General features: G+C 73.6%; 12 protein-coding genes. 7 read left to right on the top strand and 5 right to left on the bottom strand.

Annotated elements, in window-relative coordinates:
• The 3 genes from ACIRFH_RS15495 to ACIRFH_RS15485 form a co-directional block, all read right to left on the bottom strand.
• Nucleotides 1-900, bottom strand: a complete 900-nt coding sequence (locus tag ACIRFH_RS15495) for an oxidoreductase (protein WP_403520670.1) — start codon at nt 898-900, stop codon at nt 1-3.
• A gap of 194 nt (nt 901-1,094) precedes the next feature.
• Nucleotides 1,095-2,417 (bottom strand): aldehyde dehydrogenase family protein, encoded by a 1,323-nt coding sequence (locus tag ACIRFH_RS15490; protein WP_403520668.1) that lies wholly within the window; start codon nt 2,415-2,417, stop codon nt 1,095-1,097.
• Nucleotides 2,418-2,541: 124 nt separating this feature from the next.
• Nucleotides 2,542-2,745 (bottom strand): hypothetical protein, encoded by a 204-nt coding sequence (locus tag ACIRFH_RS15485; RefSeq protein WP_403520797.1) that lies wholly within the window; start codon nt 2,743-2,745, stop codon nt 2,542-2,544.
• A 193-nt stretch (nt 2,746-2,938) separates the two neighbouring features.
• Here ACIRFH_RS15485 and ACIRFH_RS15480 point away from each other — a divergent pair, with 193 nt between their 5' ends.
• Both ACIRFH_RS15480 and ACIRFH_RS15475 read left to right on the top strand, forming a co-directional pair.
• A complete protein-coding gene (locus tag ACIRFH_RS15480; protein WP_403520666.1) occupies nt 2,939-3,379 on the top strand; it encodes an SPW repeat protein in 441 nt (146 codons plus the stop codon).
• A 193-nt stretch (nt 3,380-3,572) separates the two neighbouring features.
• The gene (locus ACIRFH_RS15475) at nt 3,573-4,058 is read left to right on the top strand and encodes a nucleoside deaminase (RefSeq protein ID WP_403520664.1); all 486 of its coding nucleotides are present in this window, start codon (nt 3,573-3,575) and stop codon (nt 4,056-4,058) included.
• Between the two features lie 162 nt (nt 4,059-4,220).
• On the opposite strand, the gene ACIRFH_RS15470 is transcribed toward ACIRFH_RS15475, so the two are convergent.
• Complete coding sequence (locus ACIRFH_RS15470; protein ID WP_403520662.1) at nt 4,221-4,898, bottom strand: chaplin; 678 nt, start codon at nt 4,896-4,898, stop codon at nt 4,221-4,223.
• 249 nt (nt 4,899-5,147) lie between these two features.
• Between ACIRFH_RS15470 and ACIRFH_RS15465 the strand changes: the two genes are divergently transcribed.
• From ACIRFH_RS15465 to ACIRFH_RS15450, 4 genes are all read left to right on the top strand, one after another.
• Nucleotides 5,148-6,734 carry an alpha/beta hydrolase gene (locus ACIRFH_RS15465; protein ID WP_403520660.1) on the top strand — a complete coding sequence of 529 codons (1,587 nt, stop codon included), beginning with the start codon at nt 5,148-5,150 and terminating at the stop codon, nt 6,732-6,734.
• A gap of 88 nt (nt 6,735-6,822) precedes the next feature.
• On the top strand, nt 6,823-7,917 hold the full coding sequence (locus tag ACIRFH_RS15460) for a chemotaxis protein (protein ID WP_403520658.1): 1,095 nt from the start codon (nt 6,823-6,825) through the stop codon (nt 7,915-7,917).
• 103 nt (nt 7,918-8,020) lie between these two features.
• Nucleotides 8,021-9,040 (top strand): Gfo/Idh/MocA family protein, encoded by a 1,020-nt coding sequence (locus tag ACIRFH_RS15455; protein ID WP_403520656.1) that lies wholly within the window; start codon nt 8,021-8,023, stop codon nt 9,038-9,040.
• Between the two features lie 273 nt (nt 9,041-9,313).
• Nucleotides 9,314-10,642 (top strand): SpoIIE family protein phosphatase, encoded by a 1,329-nt coding sequence (locus ACIRFH_RS15450; RefSeq protein WP_403520654.1) that lies wholly within the window; start codon nt 9,314-9,316, stop codon nt 10,640-10,642.
• A 15-nt stretch (nt 10,643-10,657) separates the two neighbouring features.
• Here ACIRFH_RS15450 and ACIRFH_RS15445 read toward each other — a convergent pair whose 3' ends face one another.
• Nucleotides 10,658-12,166 (bottom strand): hypothetical protein, encoded by a 1,509-nt coding sequence (locus ACIRFH_RS15445; protein WP_403520652.1) that lies wholly within the window; start codon nt 12,164-12,166, stop codon nt 10,658-10,660.
• A gap of 280 nt (nt 12,167-12,446) precedes the next feature.
• Here ACIRFH_RS15445 and ACIRFH_RS15440 point away from each other — a divergent pair, with 280 nt between their 5' ends.
• On the top strand, nt 12,447-13,589 hold the full coding sequence (locus tag ACIRFH_RS15440; protein WP_403520650.1) for an aminoglycoside phosphotransferase family protein: 1,143 nt from the start codon (nt 12,447-12,449) through the stop codon (nt 13,587-13,589).
• The last annotated feature ends 108 nt before the right edge of the window (nt 13,590-13,697 follow it).

Raw genomic sequence — 13,697 nt, 5'->3', positions numbered from 1 at the left:
TCAGCCCGTCCGGACCCCGTCGAGCAGCGACAGCTCCTCGTCGGTGAGCCGCAGGGCGCCCGCGGCCACGTTCTCGGCGAGGTGGCCGGGGTCGCCGGTGCCGGGGACGGCCAGGACGTTCGGGCCCTGGTGCAGCGTCCAGGCGATCCTGACCTGCGCGGGACTGGCGCCGTGGGCCCGGGCGACGGCGCGGACCTCGTCCTCGTGGGCGGTGCCGGCACCCCGGGGGCCCGCCTCGCCGGCGATGGCGTAGAACGGGACGAAGGCGATGCCCTGATCCCGGCACAGGGCGAGGAGTTCGTCGGTGGCGGGGTCGTGGAAGCCGAGGCCGTAGCGGTTCTGGACGCAGACCACGGGCGCGATGGCCTGGGCCTCGGCGAGGTGGCGGGGCTCGACGTCGGAGAGGCCGAGGTGGCGGATCAGGCCCGCCTCGCGCAGTTCGGCGAGGGCGCCGAAGTGTTCGGCGATGGAGTCCTGCCGCATGCGGCGCAGGTTGACGACGTCGAGGTGGTCGCGGCCGAGCTGGCGCAGGTTCTCCTCGACGTGGCCGCGCAGGTCCTCGGGGCGGGCGGAGGTCCCCCACTCCCCCGACCAGTCGCGGTACGGGCCGACCTTGGTGACGATCACGAGGTCGTCGGGGTACGGCGCCAGCGCGCTGTTGATCAGTTCGTTGGCTGAGCGCAGGGAGGAGAAGTAGAAGGCGGCGGTGTCGATGTGGTCGACGCCGAGTTCGACCGCCCGACGCAGGACGGCGAGGGACCGCGCGCGGTCGCTCGGCGTGCCGAGGTGGAAGGCGGCGCTGCCCGTCAGCCGCATCGCGCCGAAGCCGACGCGGTTGACGGTCAGGTCGCCGAGGTTCCAGGTGCCCGCGGCCTCCGCGGTGATCGTTTCCGAGGTCATCGGCGGAGTCTCGCACACGCCCCGCGGGGGCTCAGCGGTGCAGGTCGCCGCCCGGCGGGCCGCCGGGGATCCGACTGGACCGCCGACAGGTGACGGTCCGGCTCCGGACCTGCGCGGGATTCCTGTCGGGCGACGGTGCGGGCCGCGCCGCCCTGCCCTGATACGGGTCAGGCCGGCGCGGCCCCGGCGCCCGGTCAGCCCAGCGGCTTGTCGAGGACCGCCTTGCGGTGGCTGAACGTCTCGATGGAGTACCGGCCGTGGTAGTTGCCCATGCCGCTCTCCCCCACGCCGCCGAACGGCAGGTCGGAGACGGTGAGATGGGCGAGCGGCAGCCCCCGGCCGAGTGCGCCGGAGGACGTCTCGGCGGCGAACCGCTCCCGGGTCTCCGGGGATTCGGTGAAGACGTAGAGGGCGAGCGGCTTGTCCCGGTCGTTGACGAAGTCGATCGCCTCGTCGAGCCCGGGGACGGTGACGATCGGCAGGATCGGGCCGAAGATCTCCTCGCCCATCACCGGCGACTCGGGCGCGACGTCGGCCAGCACGGTCGGCGCGATGTACTTCGCCGCCCGGTCGCTGCCGCCGCCCACGACCACCCGGCCCGAGCCCAGCAGCCCCGTGAGCCGGTCGAAGTGCCGCTCGTTGACGATCCGGCCGTACTCCGCCGAGTCCGCCGGGTCGTCGCCGTACAGAGCCTTGACGGCGCGGGCCAGCGCGGGCTCCAGGGCCGCGGCGGTCTCCGGGTCGGTCAGCACGTAGTCGGGGGCCACGCAGGTCTGCCCGGCGTTCAGGAACTTGCCGCCCGCCAGCCGGGCGGCGACCACGTCGAGGTCCGTGCCGCGGTCGACGAACGCCGGGGACTTGCCGCCGAGTTCGAGGGTGACCGGGGTGAGGTGCTCGGCGGCGGCGCGCATGACGATGCGGCCGACGGTGCCGTTGCCGGTGTAGAAGATGTGGTCGAAGCGCTCGGCGAGCAGGGCCGTGGTCTCGGGTACCCCGCCCTCGACGACGGCGACGGCCTCGGTGTCGAGGTAGGCCGGCAGCAGCCGGGCCAGCGCGGCGGAGGTGGCGGGGGCCAGCTCGCTCGGCTTGGCGACCACCGCGTTGCCGGCGGCCAGGGCGCCGACCATCGGGGCGAGCAGCAGCTGCGCGGGGTAGTTCCAGGGCGCGATGACGAGGACCACGCCCAAGGGGTCGTACTGGGTCCAGGCGGTCGCGTCGGCGCCGAGGTGGGCCGGGACGGGGGCAGGGTCGGGGCGCAGCCAGTCGGCGAGGTGCTCGAGGGTGTGATCGATCTCGCGCACGGTGAAGCCGATCTCCGTGCGCTGCGCCTCCGCGGCGCCCTTGCCCAGGTCCGCGTGGAGCGCGGCCTCCAGGTCCGGGCCGTTCTCCGTGAGCAGCGCGCGCAGCCTGCCCAGCTGGGCGGTGCGCCACTCGACGGGCTTGGTGCGGCCGGTGCGGAAGGTGGCACGCAGCCGGGAGACGATGTCGGCCGGCTGCTCGGGGGCGGGGTGGTTCACGGTGCCTCGCTGATGTGTGACTGGGGGCGCCGGCGACCGCGGGCGACCGCCGACCAGATGTAATTGCCAACCTTTCAGGTGGGGAAATACATTCCCGCCCTCGGCCCCGATTCCGTGGGCCTCGTCACTCGCGCGCGGTTCCTCGGACGCCGGCCCGCGCCCTGTCCTCGTCACGGGCCGGTACCACCACCAGGAAGGCGTCCGTCTCCAGGTCCATCACGACGGTGGCGGGCTCGCCCTCGGCACGGCGTCGCGCCGCGAACTCCTCCGCCGGCCATGACCCGCGCGGAGACCCCGCCGGAAACCGCTCCAACACCTTCGCACCCATGACGGCCGCCACCTCCACCGTTCCCTCGTATCGGTCGATCGCTCGCGCACTCCTGCGGATGCCCGCGATCCAGGGGGACATGTACGGGCCACCCATCTCTACACATAAAGACCGAATAAGAGCAGAATGGAACAAACGGCGCTACCGCACCGCGCCTGACGCGGTCGGCCCGGCAAGTCGAAGGAGACGACTCATGGCCAACGTCTCGCACACCAGAGGTGACATCACCAGCCACCCCGACGCGCCGGAGATGCGGGCGCGTTACGCCCGCATGCTCGGTGGTCGTGACGTGGCACTCGTGGACGGGCCGGTGTTCCTGCTCGGCCTGTACTGTGCCGTGTCCCCCTGGATACTCCACTTCACCGCGAGCCAGCCCGCGCTCGTCGCCCACAACCTGATCATCGGGATCGCGATCGGCCTGCTCGCCCTCGGATTCACCCGGGCCCCCGAGCGCATGTACGGCCTCAGCTGGGCCATGTGCGCCATGGGCGTGTGGATGATCGTCTCACCGTGGATCGTCGGCACGAACCCGGACGCCGGCGTCATCTGGAACAACATCGTCATCGGCGCCCTGGCCCTGGTCCTGGGCGCGGTCTGCGCCGGTACGGCGGCGAGGAGCGCCCCCAGGCCGTAGGCCCGAGGTCCGGCACGGAAGGACGGGCCGGACAGCCCGACGCGGCGCGCCGGATGCGGCGCGCCGCGTTCGTGCGCCCTCTCCGGCTCGCGGGGCCCGGACCGGACCGGTGTGGCGTCCGCCGTGTCCGAGGGGCGCCGCGCGGGACGTAGGGTGCCCGTCGAGGATCACATCGCGAGGAGGGCCCTGGGGCATGGTCATGAAGGACGCCGAACTACGACATCTGCACCGCTGCGTGGAGCTGGCGGCCGAGGCGCTGGAGGCAGGCGACGAGCCGTTCGGTTCGGTCCTGGCGGGCGCGGACGGCACGGCGCTGGCCGAGGAGCGCAACAGGGTGGCGTCCGGGGACCGCACCCGGCACCCCGAGTTCGAGCTCGCGCGCTGGGCCGCCGCCCACCTCACCCCCGGGGAACGGGCGGCGGCGACGGTGTACACGTCCGGAGAGCACTGCCCGATGTGCGCCGCCGCGCACGCCTGGGTGGGCCTCGGGCGCATCGTGTACGTCGCCTCGTCGGAGCAGCTCGGCACCTGGCTGACCGAGTGGGGCGTGCCCGCTCCACCGGTCCGGACGCTGCCGGTCGGCGAGGTGGCGCCCGGAGTGACGGTCGAGGGCCCCGTGCCCGAGCTGACGGACGAGGTGCGGGCGCTGCACCACCGGCTCCACGGGGGACGTGCCTGACGCGGCGCGAGGCCCCCGGCACGACCGGGCACCGGGGTGTCACGGGCCGGGGGGCCGAGACGAGGGCGCGGCTCACGGGCCCGTACCCGCCGTCTCACCCCGGCGGGGCGGGCGCCGTGACACACCCCGCCGGCAGGAGACCGGGACGGACGTCCGTCCCGGTCAGTGACCGGCCCCCGGGCGGAAACGCCGGTAGAGGACCGCTCCGCCCAGGACGAGCGCGGCGCCGCCCGCGAGGGCGGGCAGGGCCGCGTCCGTGCCCGTGTGGGCGAGGGACGCCACGGCCTGCGGGGACGGCTGGGGCTGCGCGCGCTCCTCGGTGGGTGCGGAGGGCGCCGGCTTCGCCGGGCGGCGCGGTTCCTCCGGACGGTCGCCGGAGGTGTTCGTCGACTCGTTGCCGACGGCCGCGTTGCCGACGCCGACCACGTTCACGCTGTTGCCGCTGACGTTCACCGGGACGTGGACCGGCAGCTGCACCGCGTTGCCGGAGAGCACGCCAGGGGAGCCCTTCGCCTCCCCCTCGGCGACGGCGCCGCCACCGGACGCGCCGGGCGAGGCGTCCGTCCCGGCGTGCGCCGTCCCGCCTGAGCCGGTGTTGGCGCAGCTGTTGCCCACGGCCGGGTTGAGGAGCCCCACCACGTTCACCGTGTTCCCGCACACGTTGACCGGGGCGTCCACGGGAAGCTGCACGGTGTTGCCGGAGACCACTCCGGGCGAACCGGTCGCGGAGCCGTCCGCGACGGCACCGTCGGACGCGAACGCCGCGTACGCCGGCATCGCCATGGCCAGCGCGCCGGAGGCGGCGACAGCGAACACACCGTTTCGGGTAACCCTTCTCATGAGGTTCCCTGCCTTCCAGACATTGTCGCGGGCGCTCGCCCGCACCGGTTAAAACGCGGGCGCACCATCCGAGTTATGGCTTATCGGCCTTTCACTCCATCGAGTGGGCGGTTTGTCGAACGAGCAGCATGGTGTCCGCACGCCCGCACAAGCCCCGCGAAAGCGCCCGGAGGCGCGCCGTGCGAGGCCCGATTATGGTGATCGAGGGCGCCGACGACGGGTCCTCGACGGGGCGCCCGGGAGGCATCCATGCTGGCCAAGCTGTCGACTCGGTCGTCGCTCCGGCGCCGCGCGGTCACCGGAGCACTGGGGCTGGCCCTGCTGGGCGCGGGACTGCCCGCCGCGGCCGCGGACGACACCGGACCCGGCCTGTCCCGGTTCTACGACCAGAAGATCAGATGGTCGGCGTGCGAGGGCATGGAGGCGCCGAAGGACCTGCAGTGCGGGAAGGTCACCGTCCCCCTCGACTACGGGCACCCCGGGAACGGGACCCTCGACCTGGCCCTCGCCCGGTACCGGGCGACCGGTCGCTCACGGGGCTCGGTGCTGCTGAACTTCGGCGGACCGGGCGGTTCGGGCGTCAGCGAACTGTCCACCGGAGGCAAGGCCTTCATGCACCTGACCAACGGCTACGACGTGGTGACGTTCGATCCCCGCGGCGTCGGCCGGTCCTCGCCGGTCAGCTGCGGTCCCGCCATCGGCGAGATCATCGAGGCGGCGGACGGGGACGAGGAGATCGGCGACCCGCGGTCCGTGCTCCGGAAACTGCGCGACGCGGCCGCCGCGTGCGCGAAGCACTCGGGACCCGTGCTGCGCCACATAGGCACGGTGAACGCCGCCCGGGACATGGACGTGATGCGCGCGGCGCTCGGCGACGACCGGCTCAACTACCTCGGCTTCTCCTACGGCACCCGGCTGGGATCGGTCTACGCCGCACAGTTCCCCGACAAGGTGGGCCGGGTGGTCCTGGACGGCGTGGACACGCTGACGGAACCGCTGGCCGAACAGGGGCTGGCCGGCGCGCGGGGACAGCAGACCGCGCTGGAGAACTTCCTCGACTGGTGCACGGAGGACGTCGCCTGCCCGTTCGGGCAGGACGCCCGGGAGGCCCGGCGCCAGATCGTGCGGCTCGTGGGCTCGCTCGACGCGGACCCGGTGCCGACGGCCTTCGGCGACTCGTTCTCCGGGGAGGACATGGTGGGCGCCATCGGGCAGGCGCTCTACAGCCGGGAGCTGTGGCCCTCGCTGGAGCGCGCCCTCGCGCAGCTGCTGGAGGACGGCGAGACCCGCGGTCTGGAGGGCTTCGTGTCCGGCGGCGTCACCTTCCCCGTCCGCGGCAAGAGCCGCGGGAACGGCGGCGGCCTCACCGACGAGGAGGACGTCCCCATGGACAACCTGCCGGCCGCCCTGATGGCCATCAACTGCGCGGACGACCCCGACCGTCCCACCGCCGAGCAGATCACCCGCTCCCTGGGACGGCTGCGCAAGCAGTACGAGGAGGCCTCGCCGGTCTTCGGACGGTACCGGCTCGCCCAGGTGCTGATGTGCCACGGCCGCCCCAAGGGCACCGACTACATACGCGACGACGTGAAGGACGTCGACACCCCGAAGATGCTGCTGGTCGGCACGCGCGGCGATCCGGCGACGCCGTACCGCTGGACCGTGGAGACGGCCGAACGGCTCGGTCCCTCGGCGGTGGTGCTCGACAACAAGGGCGAGGGGCACACCGGTTACGCGTCCTCCGACTGCGTCCACCGCAAGGTCGACGACTTCCTCCTGTACGGCTCCCTGCCGCCCGACGGCAGTTCCTGCGGCCCCGAGAACGAGGAGGACTGAGCCGCCGGTCACGGGCACGGACGAGGAACCCCGATGTGCACCGATTGCTCCGAATGCCTGATACGCCCGACCGCTCTATGGTGCTGACATGGAGCACGATCTGAGTCCCGCCGCCCTTGCCGAGCTGCGCCGGCCCCGCCCGTATCCGGCGGTGTCCGTGCTGACGCCGACGCACCGCCGCGAACCGGACAACGCCCAGGACCCGGTCCGGCTGCGCAACGCGGTCGCCGAGGCCAAGAAACAGCTGGAGGACGATCCGGCGGTCCCCCGGGAACGGCGCCTCGAGGTCGCCCGGGAGCTGGACCGGGCCCTCGCCGAAGTCGATCTCACGCACGCCGAGGACGGGTTGGCGATCTTCGCCGCCCCCGGCGAGCACCAGGTCTGGACGCTGGCCCGTTCCGTGCCCGAGCGCGTCGTGCTCTCGGACACCTTCCTGACCCGCAACCTGGTCGCCGCGCAGGCCGCCGAGCGGCCGTTCTGGGTGCTGTCGGTCGCCGCGGACCGCGTCACGCTGTGGAACGGTGGCGCGGACCGGGTCGTCGAGGAGCGCATCGGCGGCTTCCCCATGGACCGGCCGCCGGAGAACTTCGACCCGGAGCGCCAGCAGCGGATCGGCGACTCGCCGAGCGCCTACCGCGACGAGCGGACCCGGCAGTTCCTGCGCGAGGCCGACACCGCGATGGGCAAGGTGCTGCGCACCCACCCCCGACCGCTGTACATCACCGGCCCCGAGGCCGCGCTCTCGCTGTTCGAGGAGGCGGGCGGGGTCGCGGCGCACGCCGTGCCCGTCCCGCACGGGGGCCTCGCCCACGGCAGCGCGGACGCCGTGTGGCGGGCGGTGCGGCCGGTGCTCGACGACGAGGCGCGCGGCGCCGTCGAGGCCGTGGCCAGGGAGCTGGAGGCGGCCCGCGGGCGCAGGTACTTCGCGGCGGGCGTCGACGAGCTGTGGGAGAGCGCGCACACCGGCCGGGTCCGGCTGCTCGCCGTCGAGGAGAACTTCCGGGTGACGATGCGGGACGACGGCGACCACCTGATGCCCGCGGACAGCGGTGACCTGGACGCCCGCGAGGACATCGTGGACGAGATCGTCGAGCAGTGCCTGGAGACCGGCGCCGACGTCCGGTTCGTACCGGACGGTGCGCTGGAGGACGCGGACGGCATCGCGGGAGTACTGCGCTACTGACGCCCGCCGCGCCCTCGGGGCCTTGACGACCATGAAACCCTGTCCGCCGTACACGCACCCGTCCTCGCGGGTGCGCGGCGGACGGGGAAGGGGCGGGTGGAGCGTGAGCGGACTTCTGGGTGTGGCGGTCCTGGGCGCGGGGCACATGGGCGCCGATCACATACGACGCCTCGACAAGGTGGTCAGCGGCGCCAGGGTCGCCGCCGTCGCGGACCCCGACGCCGAGCGGGCTCGGGAGGCCGTGGCCGGGATCGGCGGGGTGATCGTGCACACGGACGCCGAGGCCGCGCTCGACGCGCCCGGCGTCGAGGCCGTCCTGATCGCCTCGCCGGGCGAGGCGCACGAGGAGGCGCTGCTGGCCGCCTTCGCGCGGGGCCTGCCGGTGCTGTGCGAGAAGCCGATGGTGCCGGACCCGGCGGGCGCGCTGCGCGTGGTGGAGGCGGAGGTGCGGCTCGGCCGCAGGCTGGCGCAGATCGGTTTCATGCGGCGGTACGACCCCGAGTACCGCCGGCTGAAGTCCCTGCTGGACGACGGACGGCTGGGCCGGCCGCTGATGCTGCACTGCGTGCACCGCAACGTGTCCTCCCCGCCGGACTTCACCTCCGCGATGCTGGTCAACAGCTCCGTCTCGCACGAGATCGACGCCGCCCGCTGGCTGCTGGGCCAGGAACTGACCGCGGTGACCGTGCTGCGGCCCCGGCCGTCCTCGGGCGCGCCGGAGGGGCTGCTCGACCCGCAGTTCGTGCTCTTCGAGACCGAGCGGGGCGCGCTGGTCGACGTGGAGGTCTTCGTCAACTGCGGTTTCGGCTACGAGGTCCGCTGCGAGGCCGTCTGCGAGGCGGGCAGCGCCCGGATCGGTCAGGCGCACACCATGGTGGTGACGGCGGCGGGCGGCGCCCGGGAGGAGGTGCCGCAGGACTACCTCGTGCGGTTCGCGGACGCCTACGACCGCGAGGTGCAGGCGTGGGTGGACGCCGCCCGGCAGGGCCGGGTCACCGGCGCGAGCGCCTGGGACGGGTACGCCGCCTCCGTGGTCGCCGAAGCCGGCGTCCGGGCCCTGGAGACAGGGGTGCGCACCGCGATCGAAACGGCACCTCGCCCGGCACTGCCCGCCTCGACCTAGAACAGGGGTCCGACGAACATCCGGGCGACGACGCCCCCGGACACCGATGAACCCCAAGTGACGTAGGAACACTACGACTTGGGCGACCGCGGACGTACGTCACAGGTGCGCGGACACCGCACCGGAAAGACGCTGGCATATGCCGGAAGCACCACCGTATCGTGTGTTGCCAAACCCCTTACGGGGCGTCGCGGGCTGTGCAACAGTCGTAACGGTCCTTCCGCCACCCCCCGGATCCGCCTCGGTCGTACCGTCTGCACATCGGAGTGCGTCATGTCGTCCCCTCTCTCCGCGGACCGCCCAGCCGCCCAGCCACCGGGCCACGGACCGGTCGAGGCCCTGATCTCGCAGACGCGTCGGCTGCGGGACGACGTGGACGCCGTACGACGGGACACCCGGCACGACGCGGCGGACCCGCGGGGACGCTGGCAGCGCGCCCTGTGCGACCTGGCCCTGCACCAGCTCACCGATCTCGACGCGCACTTGGCCCAGTTGCGGGACGGCCCGGCCCCCGCGCCGCGGCCCGGATCGCTGCTCAGCCGGGTCGGCAGCGCCGAATGGAACCTGCTGACCGACGAGGCCGACTGGTCCGGTGAACTCTTCCGGATCCTCGGCCTCGACCCGACCGCCGCCCCGCTCAGCCTCGACGAACTGCCGTCCCTGGTACTCGCCGGGGACCGGCCGAAGCTGACCGCGATGGTCACGGGCTGTCTCGTCGACGGCCGGCCCATCGACGGGGAGTTCCGCGTCGTGCACCCCGACGGCACCGTACGGACCGTGCACATGATGGGCGAGCCCGTGCTCGACGCCGACGGCAGCACCGCCTCGATGTGGGCCGTGCTGCGGGACGTCAGCGAACTGCGCCGCAGCCAGCGGATGGTGAGCGAGACCCGTGACTCGCTCCACCGCCACCCGCGGGACGCGGGCATCGGGCAACGGGCCGTGGTGGAACCGCAGGAGGCCGTGCCGCCGCCCTGGCACGCCCTCCTGCGGTTCCCGGACCAGGGCCGACCCGGTCTGGACCTGGCCGCCGGGTACCTGCCCTCGTCCGCCGACGCCCCCCGGCCCGGCTGGTACGACGCGTGCCCGCTCGCCGGTGACGAGACCCTGCTCGGCGTCGGCGGCCTCGCGGGTCCGGACACCGGCGTGGCGCCGGCTCAGGCGATGGTGATCAGCGCCCTGCGCGGCCTGGCGGCGGGCGGCGCGCGTCCCCCCCAACTGCCGGACCGGCTCGCCCGCTTGCTGGGCACCACCGCCCTGCCGCCCGTGCGCGACGCCGTGTACTGCGCCTACCGGCCCCGCACCCGCACCCTGACGTGGGCACACGCCGGAGCACCCGCCCCGCTGCTGTTCCGCGACGGGACGGGGCGCGAGCTGGACGAGGGGGACGCGGCGACACTGGAAGCAGGCGACCTGCTGCTCCTGCACACCGGCGGACTCACGCCGACGGCCGTGCACCGCCTCCTCGCCCTGGCTCCCCGTCTCACCGGGGCGCGCACGGCACGGGACGGCGTACCGATCGTGACGGAGGCACTCGGTGGGCCCGGCGCGTCCGGCCGCCAGGACGACGCCTGTGTGCTGGTCGCCCGGGTGACGTCGTAGGAAACGCGCCGCCCGCTATGCCGGAGCGGTGTTCCCGCCCCGTCCCCTGCCCTTGACCGTCTTGCCTTTCGGCAGGGCGAGTTCGATCTCCTCCCGCAACTCCTGGATCTTCGGGTAGCCGGCGTACTGGGCGGTGAGCCGGTACATCTGGCGCAGCCGGTCCCAGGTGCGGCGCGAGGAGTTGGAACCCATCGACACCAGCGCCAGGCGCGCGTACCCCGCCGCCTGCTCCGGGTCGTCGGCGATGAAGCAGGCGGACGCCATGGAGAGGTGATCGAAGATCTTCGACCGCTCCTGTGCGTCGACCCGCAGCGCCAGCGCCTTGTCCGCGTAGTGCTGGGCGTGCGCGGCGGCACCCGGCTCGAACTCCGCGAGCGTGCGGTAGGCCAGGGCCTGCATGCCGTACAGATCCGCCTCGTTGAACAGCTGCATCCAACTCGGCGGCGGCACATCGCTCTTGTCGGAGACGAACAGGTCCTCCGCCCGGCCGAGGGTCCGGCGCATCGCCTGGCCCTTGCCCATGGAGGCCTGCGCCCAGGCCTCGATGGTGTGGAACATCGCCCTGGTGCGGGGCAGTACCTGCTCGCCGGAGCCGGACTGGGCGAGCTTCATCAGGTCCAGCGCGTCGTCGGGCCGGCCCAGGTGCACCATCTGGCGGGCCGCCCGGGACAGCGCCTCGCCGGCCCGGGGCCGGTCGCCGCCCTCTCTCGCGGCATGGGCGGCGATGACGAAGTACTTCTGGGCCGTGGGTTCCAGGCCGACGTCGTGCGACATCCAGCCCGCGAGAACGGCGAGGTTGGCCGCCACGCCCCACAGGCGCCTTTGCAGGTGGGGCGGATGGTGGTAGGCGAGGATACCGCCCACCTCGTTGAGCTGGCCCACGACCGCCTTGCGCTGGAGCCCGCCGCCACGGGCGGCGTCCCAGGCGCGGAACACCTCGACCGAGCGCTCCAGTTCCTCGATCTCCTGCGACCCGATGGGGGCGGCCTCGTAGCGGTCGTACCCGGCGGGGTCGGCGTGCAGGGGTTCGGTGGTGCGGGGTGCGTCGGCAGCCAGGACAGGGTCGGTGTGCAGCCAGTCGTGCATGGCGCTGCTGAGTGCGGATCCCGCGGCGAGCGCGGCGCCCGCGCCCACCAAGCCGCGTCGGTTGAGCATGAGGTCCATTCCCGTGAATTCGGTGAGGAACGCCGCGGTCCGCTCGGGCGCCCACGGCACTCCGTCGGGATGCTCCTCGCTCCCGCCGACCCGCCGTTTCCCCGCACGCCCGTGCCGGACCAGACCGAGGTCCTCGATGGTCACGACACGGCCGAGACGCTCGGTGAACAGAGCCGCCAGCACCCGCGGCACCGGATCGCGCGGGATCTCTCCCATGTCGATCCACCGCCGCACCCGCGAGGTGTCGGTCGCCAGCTGGGGGTGGCCCATGGCCGCCGCCTGCCGGTTGACCAGCCTCGCGAGCTCGCCCTTGGACCAGCCGGCCAGGCCGAACAGATCCGACAGACGGGTGTTGGGTTCTCCGCTCACGTCAAGCCCCCAGGTTCTCGGCTGAGTTGACAGTAGCCCCGTGCGGGTTGCCGGGCGACTATTCGCCACCGTTCGCCAGGGTGCGCCAGATGGTGTGCCACGGGCGGCCGGGTGTCAGGTAGGAAAGCGCCACCTCGACCCGGCCGCCGCGGGGGTACTCCCCAGGGTGGCCCTCGGCGGCCGGGCGGGTGACGCGAAGGCTTTTCGGAGGGCGCGCCCGTTCCGGCGGGCACCGCCTCCAGGCAGGCACAGCAGGCACACGAAGGGATCTGTCTCGCCCATGTACGCAGCATCGTCCTCCGTGTCCGCCCCGCAGCGATCGCTCCACCCCCGCCCGGCGGCGGGCGGCGGCCCCTACCTCGCCCCCGCGCGTCCGGCGGCCCCGGTGCTCGGGGCGGGCAGGATGCGGCGCGGCGCGGGAGCCGGCACGCAGCCGCTCAGCGGCAGAATCGACCTGTCCGGCGCCCAGGGCGCCCCACTGCGCGCGGCGATCACCTCCGTGCACCGGATCTGCCCGGAGTTCGCTCCGGTGCAGGTGCTGCGCCGCAGCGGGCGGTCCGTCCTCCTGGTCGGCACGACCGGGCGCAGCACGGCCGTCGCCAAGTGTTTACTGGACCACTCCCCCGCGTGGGCCGAACGGGTCCGGCACGAAATAGCGGCATACCGCTCGTTCGTCCGGCACCGCCCGCCGGTGCGGGTGCCGAGGCTGATCGCGGCGGATCCGGACAACGGCACGCTGGTGATCGAGCGGATGCCGGGGCGGCCCGCGGCACTGCAGCGGCACCCTCTGGAGACGCCGCCACGGGCGGACATCAGGACGGTGCTCGGCGCGATCTGCCGGCTGAACGCCTGGCGGCCGCCGGCCGGGACCTTCGACGCCCCGCTGGACTACGCGGCGCGGATCTCCCGGTACCACGAACTCGGACTGCTCACCGACCGGGACCTGGGCGACCTGCAGAAGCTGCTGCACGACATCGCCCACGCGGCCGGGCGCCAGGGCCTGGGCCAGTTCTGCCACGGCGACGCGCTGCTGTCCAACATCCTGATGTCACCGGCCGGTCCGGTGCTGGTGGACTGGGAGCACGCGGGCTGGTACCTGCCGGGTTACGACCTGGCGACCCTGTGGTCGGTGCTCGGCGACGCCCCGGCGGCCCGCCGCCAGATCAGTCAGATCGCCCAGGCGCAGGGGCCCGCGGCGCGTGACGCCTTCCTGGTGAACCTGATGCTCGTGCTGACCCGGGAGATCCGTACGTACGAGACGGCTGTGCAACGGTCGATGCAGGAGGCGGCTCCGGTGGCCCCGGCGGCGGCCCCCGCGGGCGCCGTGCCCTCCGGTGAGGAGCAGCGGCTGCTGCTGCGGCGGCTGCACGACGACTGCCAGCTGGCCCGGCGGGCCGTGCGCGCGGCGGTCGGCACCCGCTGACGGACACGGAGAATGCGCGGGGGGGCCCCCCGCGGGGGGCCCCCCCCCCCCCCCGGGGCCCCCCCCGGGGGGGGGGGGCCATTGTTTAGGCCAAAACACCCCCCCCCC

It is taken from the genome of Streptomyces sp. NPDC093586, assembly GCF_044764905.1.
Taxonomy (GTDB): Bacteria; Actinomycetota; Actinomycetes; order Streptomycetales; family Streptomycetaceae; genus Streptomyces.
Note: the sequence above shows the minus strand (reverse complement) of the source record. Positions and strands in the feature narration are given on the sequence as shown.